12 protein-coding genes and 1 pseudogene are annotated in these 13,713 nt (G+C 66.6%); 7 read left to right on the plus strand and 6 right to left on the minus strand.

Annotation, left to right across the window (positions count from 1 at the left end):
- Window positions 1-458 precede the first annotated feature (458 nt).
- Together P2424_RS29060 and P2424_RS29065 are read left to right on the plus strand one after the other, a co-directional pair.
- A complete protein-coding gene (locus tag P2424_RS29060) occupies window positions 459-1,226 on the plus strand; it encodes a GntR family transcriptional regulator (protein ID WP_276478621.1) in 768 nt (255 codons plus the stop codon).
- Window positions 1,223-1,792, plus strand: a complete 570-nt coding sequence (locus P2424_RS29065; RefSeq protein ID WP_276478622.1) for a GNAT family N-acetyltransferase — start codon at window positions 1,223-1,225, stop codon at window positions 1,790-1,792. Before P2424_RS29060 ends, P2424_RS29065 begins: the two co-directional genes overlap by 4 nt.
- Window positions 1,793-2,096: 304 nt before the next feature.
- Here the strand turns inward: P2424_RS29065 and P2424_RS29070 are convergent, their stop codons facing one another.
- Window positions 2,097-2,585 carry a toll/interleukin-1 receptor domain-containing protein gene (locus P2424_RS29070; RefSeq protein ID WP_276478623.1) on the minus strand — a complete coding sequence of 163 codons (489 nt, stop codon included), beginning with the start codon at window positions 2,583-2,585 and terminating at the stop codon, window positions 2,097-2,099.
- A gap of 343 nt (window positions 2,586-2,928) precedes the next feature.
- Between P2424_RS29070 and P2424_RS29075 the strand changes: the two genes are divergently transcribed.
- Entirely contained in the window at window positions 2,929-3,417 is a 489-nt protein-coding gene (locus tag P2424_RS29075; protein WP_276478624.1) for a TIR domain-containing protein, read from the plus strand.
- On the plus strand, window positions 3,411-4,274 hold the full coding sequence (locus P2424_RS29080) for an HIT family protein (RefSeq protein WP_276478625.1): 864 nt from the start codon (window positions 3,411-3,413) through the stop codon (window positions 4,272-4,274). Before P2424_RS29075 ends, P2424_RS29080 begins: the two co-directional genes overlap by 7 nt.
- Before the next feature lie 796 nt (window positions 4,275-5,070).
- Here P2424_RS29080 and P2424_RS29085 read toward each other — a convergent pair.
- From P2424_RS29085 to P2424_RS29100, 4 genes are all read right to left on the minus strand, one after another.
- Window positions 5,071-5,286: a hypothetical protein gene (locus P2424_RS29085; protein ID WP_276478627.1), complete on the minus strand. Its 216-nt coding sequence runs from the start codon at window positions 5,284-5,286 to the stop codon at window positions 5,071-5,073.
- Window positions 5,287-5,307: 21 nt separating this feature from the next.
- Window positions 5,308-5,973, minus strand: coding sequence for a restriction endonuclease (locus tag P2424_RS29090; RefSeq protein ID WP_276478628.1), 666 nt, complete (start codon window positions 5,971-5,973; stop codon window positions 5,308-5,310).
- Window positions 5,974-6,497: 524 nt separating this feature from the next.
- Window positions 6,498-7,604: an endonuclease NucS domain-containing protein gene (locus P2424_RS29095; protein WP_276478629.1), complete on the minus strand. Its 1,107-nt coding sequence runs from the start codon at window positions 7,602-7,604 to the stop codon at window positions 6,498-6,500.
- 2,135 nt (window positions 7,605-9,739) lie between these two features.
- On the minus strand, window positions 9,740-10,783 hold the full coding sequence (locus P2424_RS29100) for a hypothetical protein (protein ID WP_276478630.1): 1,044 nt from the start codon (window positions 10,781-10,783) through the stop codon (window positions 9,740-9,742).
- Window positions 10,784-10,979: 196 nt separating this feature from the next.
- Here P2424_RS29100 and P2424_RS29105 point away from each other — a divergent pair, with 196 nt between their 5' ends.
- Entirely contained in the window at window positions 10,980-11,438 is a 459-nt protein-coding gene (locus P2424_RS29105; protein ID WP_276478632.1) for a DUF4913 domain-containing protein, read from the plus strand.
- A gap of 276 nt (window positions 11,439-11,714) precedes the next feature.
- Here the strand turns inward: P2424_RS29105 and P2424_RS29110 are convergent, their stop codons facing one another.
- Window positions 11,715-11,858 (minus strand): hypothetical protein, encoded by a 144-nt coding sequence (locus tag P2424_RS29110; RefSeq protein WP_276478633.1) that lies wholly within the window; start codon window positions 11,856-11,858, stop codon window positions 11,715-11,717.
- A 21-nt stretch (window positions 11,859-11,879) separates the two neighbouring features.
- On the opposite strand from P2424_RS29110, the pseudogene P2424_RS29115 reads away from it, so the two are divergent.
- Together P2424_RS29115 and P2424_RS29120 are read left to right on the plus strand one after the other, a co-directional pair.
- A pseudogene (locus P2424_RS29115) lies at window positions 11,880-12,333 on the plus strand (DUF234 domain-containing protein); the annotation flags it as partial.
- 164 nt (window positions 12,334-12,497) lie between these two features.
- Entirely contained in the window at window positions 12,498-13,589 is a 1,092-nt protein-coding gene (locus tag P2424_RS29120) for an acyltransferase family protein (RefSeq protein WP_276478634.1), read from the plus strand.
- The last annotated feature ends 124 nt before the right edge of the window (window positions 13,590-13,713 follow it).

Here is a 13,713-nt window from a genome sequence, read left to right on the forward strand (position 1 = left end):
ATTCGATCCCGTGCCCTCGCGGCTGGTTACCGGGGCTGTCGAAGCGGATTCGAGGACTTCACCGGGTGACGTCACCACGGCCACCCGGTCCCGACCCTCGAACTGTCGGGGCGCCCTATTCGCACTGCTCGGCGCCAGCAGAACGACCGCAACCGGGCGGTCCCCTCAGCAGGGCTCCAGCACCGGCAACGGTCGTCGACGGTCGTCACCCGGCCGTCACGGGGACGGGGCCAGGCCCCGTCAAGCTCAAACACTCTGTTGAGTTCTCAATCAACGGACGCTTCCTTTGAACCCCTGTCACCGGGTCCTCAGGGCGTTAGTCGGCAACCCACTTGAACAGGTTGGGCCACCTGGTGAGCTTGTTGGTACAAGCTCGATGACATGATGCTGCCCCTCGGCGACGCGATGTGTCAACCGCCATGTACCAACAAGTTGACCGAGTGCGTCATGATGGGGAGATGAGCGAACAGCCGAAGTACCGGCAACTGGCCGACGCACTACGCAGAGACATCGACAACGGCGCCTACCCGCCGGGGGCACGCCTACCGTCCGAGAGTGAGCTGTCCGCCCGCTTCGACGCGTCACGGAACACCGTGAGGAACGGCCTAAAGCTGCTGGTCAGCGAAGGTCTCGTCACGTCCAGCCAGGGGCTTGGGTATGAGGTTCGCTCGCATGAGGTCTTCGAGCTGAACGCTTCCCGCTTCGAGAACCTGACCTTTCCGCAGAACGGCGACTCGTACACCACGGACGTGACGAACGCCGGTCGCCGACCGCATCAGAGCTTCCGAGTCGAGATGAAGCCGGCACCGGAAGGCGTCGCGGAACGGCTCAAGATCGAGGCAGGATCCAAGACTGTCCTGCGCTTCTGCCACCGGTACGTGGACGACGTGCCGTGGTCGACCCAAGCGACGTACTACCCCGGTTGGCTCACCGAGCAGGCGCCACGCCTCACGGAACCCGGAGACATCGCGGAAGGGACGACGCGCTATCTCACGGACCACGGAATCGAGCAGGTCGGCTACTTCGACGAAATCGCTACGCGGATGCCCACCCCGGACGAAGCGCGCCTGCTGGAGATCGGTGCAGGTGTTCCCGTCCTGCTTTGGACACGTACCGGCTACTCCAAAGACAAGCGCATCCGGTGCACGATCACGACGTTCCGGGGAGACCTGAACCGAATGAACTACGAGATCGGCGACCTGTCCGCCCGAAACGAGGATCTGTGATCATCACTCCCGCTCAGCCTGACGACCTGCCCATACTGCTTGCCTTCCGGAAGGAAGCCGCTGCATGGGTGGGCGCTCTCGGTATCGACCAGTGGAGCCGCCCATACCCGGCGGATCGGCTACTGGCCACCATCAATGCGGGGACCGTCTTCATGGTGCGCGACGGAGACGCGACAGCAGCAACCATCACGCTCACCTCCGACGCGGAGGAAGGGCTATGGACCGATGCCGAACTGAGCGAGCCGTCCATGTTCGTCAACAAGCTCACGGTTGCCCGCACGCACGCGGGGCGGAATGTTGGCGGCCGGCTGCTCGATTGGGCAGGAGATCGGGCGTACCGCGCCTCTGCGAAGTGGCTCCGGCTGGATGCATGGACGACGAACGAGCCGCTTCACCTGTACTACCTGAATCAGGGGTTCGAGCACGTACGGACCGTGCGGGAAGGGGCTGCCGTCAATGGGGGTCCGCGAGTGTCAGGTTGGTTGGCCCAACGCCCCACTCGGCCGCAGCAGCATGGATTCGTAGACACCACTCCGACACCTGAACCGGTGATCTCTTCTGAATAGGAACGGAAAGCACCCAGGCGAACGGACACCTGTCTCCACGCAGACTCACCGAAGACAACCATCCGAGCCGGACCATTCCTCCACTGGCGATAGCCGGTTCCGCCGAGGCGCGCAGGTGCTCGCAATACACATGCACGCGACGGCACTTGCCGACGCACGAGCTGCGGCAATCTTGGCCACCATCATGACACCGGCAGAAATTGAAACCTTGCGAGCGGATTTTTCCAGCTCTGCGCCAGGCCCAGTCCGTTCTTCGCATATGCGCCTTGGGCGCCATCTTCGGAAGCTAAGCAGATCAGATCCATCAGCCCGACTCATCTCGAATGCGTTGTATTTTAGGACACAGCGAGACGATCCATTCACTCATGAACTCAACATCCTGTCGCGTGTTCCTATAGTCGAACCTCAGGTACTGCAATCCCGCCACGCGGGAAACCTCTTTAGGGAGGCGCCCAACCGTTGGAAATTTGACCCCTGTCAATAGCACAGGGATCAGTATCCGATCACTTTTGATCGCCACTTTGATCTCTTCGGCCACCCAACCTTTCCCTACTGAAGGATTGCAGACTTCGCGTTCGAAATACTCTACCCACCCTTCATCAATAACTACAAGCATAACTGCGCACTTCATTACGGCGACGCGAATTGCATCGGAGTATTCCGATCCCGGAGGTATAGATTTAGCTGCACGAAAGACTTGATCCTGTCCGAAGCGCCTTGAAAGTAATTCATCAAGGAGGGCTGCAGCGTAAGCACCACCTTCCTTGCGGTAGTTGATAAATATTCCATGCACTAAGCGCCGCCTAATTCGTCGATAGTCGCCAAAACTAATTCACTTACGCCCCGGCGGATGAACTTGCTCCTCGGACGGGCAGGGCAATCCGTCGTGTTACTGGGCACCAGCAGTCTCGTCGATGCTGTCCGTCATGTTGCCGCTGGGCCGGCCACTGTCCATCCCGCGCGCGCCCGGCGGCCCGCTCGGCACCACGCCGGACATAGCTTGTGACCTCCCCTCGCCCTGGGCCACCCGACGCTCGGAACCACACAGCTCTAGTTTCTGCCGGTTTCCCTGCAGCATGCATGGCTAGACGGCTACAGTCTCTGCCAACTACCTCGGCACCGCAGGGGGCGACGGCATGGCCAAGTCAGTCTTCTACAGCTTCCACTATGGACAGGACGTCCATCGCGTACAGCTCGTTCGCAACATCAACGCGCTTGAGGGGCAACCAGTCCTAAATCCCCAGAAATGGGAAGACGTGCGCAGAGGTGGCGAATTGGCGATCAAGAATTGGATTCATGAGCAGATGGCCTACAAAAAGGCCGTAATTGTGTTGATCGGAAAGAATACGGCGAGCCGCCCGTGGGTTATCTATGAAATCGAGAAGGCTTGGGCCGACAAGAAGCCTCTGCTAGGAGTACGCATCCACGGACTCTCTTCCTTTGGAGATGTCGACACTGCAGGTGCGGACCCCTTCGCCAAAGCCGCCGGTGTAGGTTCGATTCCGATCTTCGACCCAACCTCACGGGACTTGTACGGGCGCATTGACAGCCAAGCAACCTACCGCAGGCTAAGCGAGAATCTGGAAACCTGGTCAACCCAGGGAGTAATCAAGCCCTCATGGTAGATGCTGCCCCTTGCCCTTTCTGCACGATCATCACGGGGGGCGATGCCAGCGCCAGGCTTGTGTACCGTAGCGAGAAGGTCACCGTGTTCTTCCCCTTGGACCCCGCTACGCGTGGGCACACATTGGTGGTGCCAAACCGTCATGTAGCAGACTTTACGGATCTGACAGCGGCCGAAAGTCGAGACTTGGGTGAAGCGGTCCATCAAACGGCGCGCGCGATTCGCTCAGCCTTGTCACCTGACGGACTGAACGTGATTCAGTCGACTGGAGCTTCCGCCACCCAGACCGTGCCCCATGTGCATTTCCATGTGGTGCCTCGCTGGCACAACGACCGTATGATCCTTAGCTGGCCAACAGGCCCGGCTGAAAACGACTCGGCACAAGATGAGACTCTAATCGCTATTCAGAGGGTCTTCCCAGGCGAAGACGATGTTGCATCAGCCGAGGATCGTCGACAACATCTGTCATTCATTCAAGCGGTGATCACCCGCATGTCACAAGCCTCGTCATCTTCCAAGGCGTGGCTGCTCCCGATCGTTAGTCTCACCTATGGATATGCGATCACCAATAAGTCGGTCTTGGTAGGATTGATCGGCTGTCTAGCAGTACTCGTTTTCGGCGTTCTCGATGCCAACTACCTCAAGCAGGAACGTGCATTCCGCAAGCTATACGACGAGGTAGCATCCGGCCGTCCCATTCCAGCATTCGCCATGAACCCCGCCCTTGCCTCGTCTTCTGGCGCCAGGGTCAACTATTGGCCCGACAAACCTGATTTTCGCTCGTGGGCGGTCGCACCGGTATACCTTCCACTGATCCTTGCTGGCCTGGGAATCGTCGTTTGGCTGCTCTACATCTAATGCCAAAATCATCGGTGATTCTTCGGATGCTCCACAAGAAACTGTCGAAAGAGCGGGTTGACAGGGAGCGGCGCGAGCCCACAGTCAGTGCTGTTGGTTCATGCGGGTGCACGTGGTGGCGCCCTCCCTATGAAGGCGGTCGAGCCCCGGCCTGGCCGTGGCCTGCCCCTCTCGTTGTTCTGGTCTTTGTCCAGTGCACGGACGGACGTCGTCGTTCACTGCCGTGCGCACCCCCCGTCTGACCTGCCGCGCGAACCCTCCCGGACGCCTCCGAACGGCCACGCGGACAGTTGGAAAGCGTGTTGGGGGCAACCCCTCACGAGTTCGAATCTCGTATCCTCCGCCCAGCTCTCACCGGGCTGAACGTAGGGCCCCACCGCCTCGGCGGTGGGGCCCTACGTAGTTCGTGGTTGCAGTTACGCGGAGCGGACAGTTCTGAACCTCCACGGACAGACTTCGGTCACCACCCTCCGCTGAGGATCAGGCATGGTGGCCCGCCGAGTACCGGCGTACGAAGCAATAGGTCGCCGACGCCTTGGTGCTCCTCCTGGACCCGGTCTTGGAACGGCTCAACGAAAAGACCCTCGACAACGCAGCCAAGACCGTGGGGAAGGAGGACCGGGCCGGACTCGACCACCTCCTCGAGGCGAGAAGAGAACCGACTCGTGCCTTGACCCCGTACACCTTCTGACCAAAGGCGCACCCTCCACAGACCGCTGTATGGCAGAGACCGCGGCCGGAAACCACCCGACCGCCGGATTTCTCGGTGAGCCACGACGGGTGTGGGCGTGTGATCTCACGGGCTGCCGGAGGCGGAGATGTTCTTCACGATGTCGCCCAGCACCTTGACGATTCCCTGGCCGAATTCGGTCGGTGCGATCAGTACGCCGAAGACCAGCACAATCGACACGGTCAGCCACTGGTTGGCCTTGCTCTGGAACTGGCCTTTGCGGCCTATGCGGAAGTAGATGATCGCGGCCAGCAGGACCGCCATGTCGAGCGTCAGGATCACTGGACCAACTCCCCCTCCTGATCAAGGCAGTGCCGTTGGGCGACGTGGCGGTGGGATGCGGTCGAGCAGGTCCCACAGCGGGCGTGCCCCAGCAGCCCATTCGCCCAGGACGCGGCGGTCGACGAGGTGGATTCGGTGTTCCCTGCCCCAGGGGATCGCCTTCGAGGAGAAACGGCCGTTGGTGAGCACGACCGCGATGTCCGCGCCGTGGACCTGCCGGGCGGTGCCGTTGACCTGCTGAAGCACGCCCACTCCGACAGCCGAGCCGCGGTCGCCGTCGCGACGGTGCTTGCACTGGATCGCCCAGACGCGGCCTGCCGGGTCGGTGGCCCGTACGTCGCAGGCGTCGTCGCCCGCCCCGCCGATCCGCTCTGCCGTGCAGCCGTCGCGGCGCATCAAGTCCCGTATGCAGAACTCGAATGCGCGGTGTTCCAGTGCGTCGATTTCTGCGATGCGCAGCCGCAGGGCTCGAGTCCGGACGCGTTTCCACTCGGCTCGCTGTCGGGCCTGCTGGAGCCAGAAGCCGCCCGCGACCGAGGCGACCACGGCCGCGAGGACGAGGAGCCACCAGTGAGCGAGCAGCCACTGCACGGCGGCGATCACCAGGCCGGCCGCTACCACGGCACCGACCAGCAGAGCGATCTGCTCGTCCTGCTTCTTGGAACGGCGGACTGAGCGGCGCCGCACCGGCCGACGGCGGCTCGCCGGTCGACGGCGCCGCACCGGCCGACGGCGGCTCACCGGGCCGCCCCTGGTGGGACCGGAGCGACGGCGGCGATCTGCGGCCAGGCACTGGCGTCACCACCGGACCTCGCTCCACCGCGGGTGACCCTCGTTATCCATGTCGTCATGATCGACATCCCCCTCTGGGCAGTTGCTTGACGCATCCCTGCACAGGCCATATGACAGCACGCGCCACTGACAGTGCGTAAGAGGTCGATCACGCGGAGCGATAGCATTTCGGCCAGCAAGACGCACCGATTCGCATCCACCAGATGAAGACGATCTGCGCGTTCGGGCGGCACATCACGTCAGGTTTCAGCCGTCTCCGCGCATCGCGGCGTGACGAAACTTCAAGCAAGCATCCCCGGATCGCGCTCGAACCGCTCCCCCTGCCGCAATCGCAGGAAGATTGGGATCACGTACGCGATGTCAGGCCGATGGTCGCGATCGGGGGGGACGGCCGCGTAGGCGGCGGTGTTCCACAGTCGTCAGGTGATGCCGAAGTGGCGAGATACCTCGTCGATCGTGAAGCGGGCGCGGAGCTTGCAGGCGGAGTTCTGGTTGGCGAAGAATCCGGTCCGCCACAGTGCTCTCTCGCGCGGCACAGCCTTTTCCCAGTCGACCGGCACGATCCACTCACGACGGTCCTCCCCGTCTTCCTCGGCTGCCGTACCGTCGTGGGCTCGGTAGCTGCCCTTGAGGGGGAGGTCGGTCATCCGCCGGCGCTCGCCGTCGACGGTGAGGGCGGCCTTCTCGAAGGGCTGCGGCTCGCCGGACACCGTGCCCACGCCGACGTATCCGGCTTTGGGAATGTGGGTGAAGACCCTCGCCCCCACGGGCAGGGAACGGAGCGTGCGGGAGAACCAGTCACCGCCGCCGGCCGACACAAAGCCGTAGCGCAGCGCGTCCTCCCAGCTTCGGTGGTCGGACTCGTCGCCGAAGGAGACGAACCAGTCCGTGCCGTTCCACGGCTCCTGTTTGCCCCGCCCCTTCTTTCCCGGAGCCGGTGCCGCGTCCTCGGCGTCGTCCAGCAGCCAGGTACGCGCCAGATAGGAGCGTCCCTCGTCCTCGAAGTAGCGGAAGAACAGCACATTGACGGGAACCCCGTAACCGGAAGCCAGGTAGGTGACGATCCGCTCGGTCGCGGCGTCCATCTCGCTTGCAACCACGGTGAGGGCATGGGTGCTGTTCAGCGCTTCCGGAATGCTGCCGCCGAACCGCAGCGCGAACGCCTCGTCCAGTTCCTCCGCCAGGCCCCGGCCGCGGGCGTACGCCGCGTAGATCTCCCGCACCTGCTCATTGGTGAGCTCCTGGACCCACGAGCCGTAGTCGAGCAACTGCGCCACGACCTCCCGGGGCGTGCGGTCCCGTTTGAGCTCCAGCACATGGAGGCCGCCCTCGGCATCCATGCCGAGCAGGTCGACGACCTTGCCGTGGTCCGTCTGCACTTGTCGGCCGATCAACAGGAGCGGACTCCCCAAAATCTTTGGATCGGCCTCTATCAGTTCTTCCAGCCTCGACTCCAGTGGCATCGGCCGCGTCACGACGCGCACCGGCTCTTCATCCACCCGCCACAACCCGAACTCCAGCGGCACCGTGTACTCCCCAACCAATCAGACACACTCAGAAGCACCAGCAGACCTCGCGGACAGCGAGGCCATCAAGTCAGCCCCCATGCCCCGTCCATGAGCGCGTCGTCGGTGTTTCACACCGTGCGGAGGCCAATGGGGTCGCGCCCGCCACGCCACTCTCGGCCGAGGATGCCAGTGGTACAGCGAGCGCATGCAGCCGCCTGCCTGGGCGGGGACCGTGGATACCCCGCTATCCGCGCCCGACGCCTTCGCCGTACCCCGTGTTCCTCCGCCGTAGCTCACCGCTTGCCCCGCGCCGCGGCCCACTCCTGTGATGGTGGCCTTGGCCCAACACCCCTGACCCCAGGACACCGGCATCCCTGCGGACGGCGCGTATCTGGTTGGCACCACGTGGCGTGAGCTCCTGGATGCCACGATCGCGGTGGGCCGAGACATCGGCTCCTGGATCACCGCTACACCCCGTCTCGCACGCCACGAGATCAGGGCACGCCGATACCCCCTCTCCGCCTATCTCGTGACGCGACCGACTCGGGCCGACGGTCCGGACACAGAACGCCGTCCGGGCCGTCGGCCGCCTCCTTCGGAGGAGGCGGCCGACGGCCCGGGTCAGCTGATCTCAGCGGCACTCATCCGGCGAACGCCGAGTACCGGCAGGCGGCGCGAAGGCAACGGGTCACCTCCGCGGAGCGCCCGCTACCTGCCACCGCCCGGGCCGCCGCCCTGGCCACCGCCACGCCTGCGCGTGGTGCCTTCCTGGTTGATGGGCGTCATACCGCTCGTGTTGGAGCGGCGCAGGGCCGGGCGGTTGTCGCTGGTCCGCGGCGGCCCCTCGCCGACGGGTTGCCGCGAGCGGACGGGCATGCTCACGGTCGGGTTCGCGACCGGCTCGGGGCGGGCCAGCCGCGCCTCGGGAGCCCGGCTGGAACGCCGCTCACGACGCTCGCCCTCCGGCGCACGGCTGGACTCACGCCGAGAACGCCGCTCACCCTCCGGCGCACGACTGGACTCACGCCGAGAACGACGCTCGCCCTCCGGCGCACGGCTGGACTCACGTCGGGAACGCCGTTCCTCGGACGAACTGCTGGAACCACTCATCGACCGGGGAGCCGCAGACTGCGGAAGAGTACCGTTCCAACTCGGCGGCGGACGGCGGTCGCGCTCCGCACGGGGAGGCCGCACCGCGCGGGGCCGCTCCTGCGGAGCCGCACTCGAATCCCGCCTGCGCCGCTCGCCCTCGGGAGCCCGGCTCGACTCCCGCCGGGAACGCCGCTCGCCCTCCTCCGGCGCACGGCTGGAAGTCCGCCTGCGCAACTCGCTGTCCTCAGAGCCCCGGCCCCGCTCGGATCCGCTGGCGCGTCCCCGCACAGGCAGCTCGTAAGAAGCGTTGAACGGATCACCGAAGCTCGGGCGTTCGATCTGCGGCGCCGGCTCTGCCGCGCGACGCGCGCGCTCGACCTCCGCCGCACGGGCCTGATTGGCGGTGTAACGATTCCTGGCGTACTCGCCGGCCATTGCCACGCCTTGCACCGCGGCACCGACCGCCCTGGTCCTGGAGTCTTCGCCGAAGGCGTACATTCCAGCACCGGTGGCCCTTGCGGCACCGAGTGCGGCGGCGAAGACGTCCGGCGGATCGTTGGGGTGAGGCCGCAGCGCCCTGCGGCCCTCCAGGAAGACCGTCCGCGCTCCGGAGGCGCCGGTGAAAGCGACGCCCCAGTTATAGGTGGAAGTCCAACCCTGGTCCGCATCGTCTCGGGCGGTGCCGACGGCCTGCAGGGCCAGCCCGGCGGATTCCAGGGAGTCGACGGCCGTGTCCACGACGGCGGGCGTCCTGTCGACCACCCACTGCCCCGTCCGTCCCGCACGGTCGATCGCGGAGGTCAGAAGCTCGGATCCGCGGATCTGGTGCGCCACGTTGTACACGGTGTTGTACCACGGTTCCGACTGGTATTCCTCAGGTGGGGGTGAGGGCGATCGGGATTCACCACGTTCGGGGTCGGGCTCACGGCGGCGCCGGCCGCGTCGGTCCGGAGGGGTTGTCATGGTGTGCTCTCCGTCCTCTGTATGAGGTTCACCTCCCTACTACGGGGGTTGGTCCCCGGTGGTTCACGGTGCTGCCCGGTGCCGGAGCCGGCGCGCTGTCACTTCATCCCTCTGGACCGGGTCTGCTTCTGCGAGGCCGGCGCCTCCCGGTGCTGCTTCGGGGGCCGGCCGCGTGGGGGGTTGCCGTTGGGCGTCGGTCCTGCCGCGCGGGACTTCCGTGCGGCGGCCGAGACGGCGTTCTGGCCGAAACCCGGCGTGCCGGAACGGACGGCCACGAGCGCGTCCGTGCCCGCCAACGAGGTGCGGCGCGCGTTCGGCTCGCTCGCCAAGCCGTGCTTCAACGTCGCCTCGTCGGTGCGGACGGCCAGGGCGGGTCGCCGGAAGCGCTCCGACGACGCTTGGGCGCTCCGGGCCTCCTGGCCCTGGAGGGGCGCGGTGCCAGGGACCTGAGCAGCGGCGTTACGGGCCTGTACGGGTGCGGCATCCCGGAACAGGGTGGGGTCGGTCTCCCGTCCCAGGCCCGACTGCGCGCCCTGCGCCGGGGCGACGCGCCGCGCCGCCTCCTCGACCGCCTTCAGGTGCCGGGCTTGAGCCTCGCCCGCGATGGCCCCCATCACGGGCAGCTCCCCGCGGTCGTAAGCCGCGGCGTACTGCGGGTTCTGGGTGATCATCTGAAACGCGGCCACCTCGACCAGTTGCTTCTCGAACGCGCCGAGTTGCCGGTACCGCTCGAATGCGGACCGCTGGTCGGGCTGGTGCGCAGCCTGTTGCACGTACCGCTGCTGGGCCGCCTGCTGTTCGTAGCGCGGGTCGTACTGCTGCCCGAGGTCCCGGCCCGGCTGCTGCTCACGCCCCTGCTCGGGCGGCCCGGGATGGTGCTCCTCGCCGTCGGCGCCGCGCAGCATGACCCGCAGCTCGCGCACGGCGCGGACCATCCGGCTCGCGGCGCCGCTGCGCCGGCGTTGGGTACTGGCCCGCGGCGGGGCGGGGCGGCCCTGCCGTCTGGCCGCCGCCTGGTCCCGTACGGCCATAGCACGCGCCCCGTCGCGGTCGGCGCTGATCTGCTGGGCCGCGAGCTGGTCGGCCACGGCGAGCTCATGGGCCAGCTCGTAGGGGTCGAGCTGGCCGGTGGGTTCGGACATGGTCGCGTCCTTCGGTCGGGTGCGGCGTGGACAGCGGACGGCGGAAGCCGCGGCGGCTGGGCGGTGACCGGCGGAGGGCCCGAACAGGGCTGCGTGGCGGCCCTGTGTCCCGGTGTCCCTGCCCGGGGTGGGGCGGGGTGGGGCCGGTAGTGAACCGAGCCCACCGCGCGCACGTGGTGGTGGCGTGGATACTTCCATGACGACGGCGGCAGGAGAACAGACGGTGATCGAGCCCGGGCCCGAAGAGAACTCCGGTACGGAAGAGGGCGCACCGCCTGCCCCCCAGCCCGAGTTCATCCTCTATCTGGGCGGGCACGACTACGAGGACGCGCTCTTCCAGCTGGTGGAGTGGACGCACAACGTGCTGCTGCCCGTCTACGGCAGGGAGACCACCTCCACAGCGCTGTGGTGCTCGCGCTGGTGGGAGCACCCGGAGGCGGTCGCACAGCTCCACGGCCTGTGGCTGGCCTGGGCGGAACTTTCCGACCCGGCGCGGGACATGACGGGCCCGGCCGCGTGGCACCGCGACTTCCTGGGCCCCGTGATGGCCACCCTGCGCGACCCCATGGGGCCCTTCGCCGGATGCAAGCCAGGCAACCACCGCAGGAAGGAAGTCCCGCAGGTGGAGTCGCCCTTCGTGGCCGCCGGCGCCTGAGCGGCCGTCCGGTTCGCCGGGGCGGGCGCAGGCTGCTCCGCGCGGCCGGCGCCGGTGGTGACCACCTCGTCGGGGCGAGGACCATCGGGCGATTCACCTGACGACCGTGCTGCTCCGACCTCACTCATGTGCACCACTTCCTGACGTTCCACTGGTCACAAGAGGCCGGGCCGGGCCTCCCGCGATGGGTCCGGCGGCCTGGGGCCGACGTGGGGTACAGCGGTCCACCCCTGCTACGGAGCGGGCCGCGGGGCGGTTCATCTCACCTGGCGCCGCTCACCCGGATCCGTAGGGCGGAGCGGGCGTCGGGTCCTCGTCCGCATGCTTGTTGGTGTTGTTGACGGGCACCTCGTCGGCGGCCGGCTCCGCGTGGACGGGGCTGCCGGGCCTGCTGCCGGCCTTGATGAGGAAGTTGCCCATGCCGGGCGGGTCGGCCTGACGGTGACCGGGAAACGGGTGGTGGCAGCCGGACTGCCCCTGTCACTGCGGCCGTCGAAGGGACGCCGCTACCGAGTCGCCGACCCTTACCTGCGGTTCTGGCTCGCGTTTCTGGATCCGCACATGGCGGAGATCGAACGAATGCGGGGAGGTCTCACACTGAGCCGGATCAGGGAACATGGACGAGCCGGCGGGGCCGCGCGATCGAACCCCTCGTCCGGGAATCCCTCGCCCGTATCCTGCCGGACGGGCTCCTGCCCGCCGCCCCGGCGATCGGGGGGTACTGGACCCGCAGCAACGACGTCGAATTCGACTTGGTGGGCGCCGACCGACAGCCGGTGGCCGAGCAGTTGCCCTTTCTCGGCTCGGTCAATTGGCTGGAGAACTCCGCCTTCGACAGCCACGACCTGGCCGCCGACGAGGCCGAGCCGAGGTGGCGGCCTCCCCGATACCCCTGGGCCGGGCAGTCGGAGACAGGGCGACCGATCCGCTGAAGGCACCCGGGTGCCCTCCCGGGCATGTGCTCACACAGGCTTGCCCGCTATCGTGCTCATAATGTTGCAGGCTGGTTATACGCGCGCACCGCTGCCCTCCGCCCTTCCGGTGTCCCCCGCTTCGCCGGTGGAGAGACCGTCAGCGCCACCTGCACCCGCGAAAGCCAGCCGCCCGTCCGGCCGCCGCGATCCGTTTCTGGACAACGCGAAGTACCTCACCATCGTGCTGGTCGGGGCCGGGCATCTGTGGGCGCCCATGCAGGGCGACAGCCGTGCCGCCGCCGCCCTGTACGCCGTGGTCTACGCCTTCCACATGCCGGCCTTCATCGTCGTCTCCGGCTATCTCTCCCGGAGTTACGAGGGCACCCCGCGCCAGATCGTGCGACTGGTGACGGGCGTCCTGGTGCCGTATCTGGCGTTCCAGACGGTCTACACGCTCTTCATGCGGTGGCTCGACAATCCGCAGCGGGAGTTCCACTACCAGGAGCCGGGGTTCGCGCTCTGGTTCCTGGTCGCCCTGTTCGTGTGGCGGCTGACCACGCCGGTGTGGAAGAACCTGCACCGGCCGATGCCGGTGGCGCTGGCGATCGCCGTCGGTGCGAGTGTCACGCCGAGCGTCGGCGACGACCTGGACCTGATGCGCATCGCCCAGTTCCTGCCCTTCTTCGTGCTGGGGCTGCAACTGCGGCCGGAGCACTTCGCACTCGTGCAGCAGCGTGCGGCCCGGTGGCTCGCGGTGCCGGTGGTGGCCTGTGCGCTGGTGCTGGCCTACTGGGCGGTGCCACGCATGTCCCCGGGCTGGTTCCTGCGGGAGAAGTCGGCCGAGGAGATGGGGGTCCCCGCCTGGGTCGGCGCGACCATGGTCCTGGCCGTCTTCGGCTGCGGCCTGGTGCTGACGGCGTGCTTCCTGGCCTGGGTTCCCCGTCGGCACCTGTGGTTCACCACGCTCGGCGCGGGCACGCTCTACGCGTACCTGCTTCACGTGTATCCGATCAAGCTCCTGCGCGAACTGGACTGGTACAGCCTGGACTGGGTGGCTCACCCGGCGGGCCGGGTGACCCTGACGGTGCTCGTCGCAGCGATGATGACGCTGCTGTGCACGTCTCCGGTGCGCAAAGTGTTCCGCCCCTTGATGGAACCGGACATGTTCTGGTTCTTCCGGGGCGGCCGGCGGACAGGGAGCGGCGCGACGCGCGGAAGGAAGACATCACCACGGTGAGCACGGCCACCGGCCACTGAGCACTGTGCCGGGCGGCGAGCACCCCGATGTCGGCGGCGACTTGAAAACTACAGTCGTGTAGAAGCCTGCCGTAGCGTAGGACCCGCGGCGGACACGCCCCGTG

This window comes from Streptomyces sp. WMMB303 (assembly GCF_029351045.1).
Classification (GTDB): domain Bacteria; phylum Actinomycetota; class Actinomycetes; order Streptomycetales; family Streptomycetaceae; genus Streptomyces.

What these genes read in the sequence shown, in the direction of transcription:
- P2424_RS29110 (WP_276478633.1), bottom strand. Translation starts at nt 11,858, where the DNA reads ATGGGCAACTTCCTCATCAAGGCCGGCAGCAGGCCCGGCAGCCCCGTC.
- P2424_RS29105 (WP_276478632.1), top strand. Translation starts at nt 10,980, where the DNA reads ATGACGACGGCGGCAGGAGAACAGACGGTGATCGAGCCCGGGCCCGAA.
- P2424_RS29100 (WP_276478630.1), bottom strand. Translation starts at nt 10,783, where the DNA reads ATGTCCGAACCCACCGGCCAGCTCGACCCCTACGAGCTGGCCCATGAG.
- P2424_RS29060 (WP_276478621.1), top strand. Translation starts at nt 459, where the DNA reads ATGAGCGAACAGCCGAAGTACCGGCAACTGGCCGACGCACTACGCAGA.
- P2424_RS29075 (WP_276478624.1), top strand. Translation starts at nt 2,929, where the DNA reads ATGGCCAAGTCAGTCTTCTACAGCTTCCACTATGGACAGGACGTCCAT.
- P2424_RS29080 (WP_276478625.1), top strand. Translation starts at nt 3,411, where the DNA reads ATGGTAGATGCTGCCCCTTGCCCTTTCTGCACGATCATCACGGGGGGC.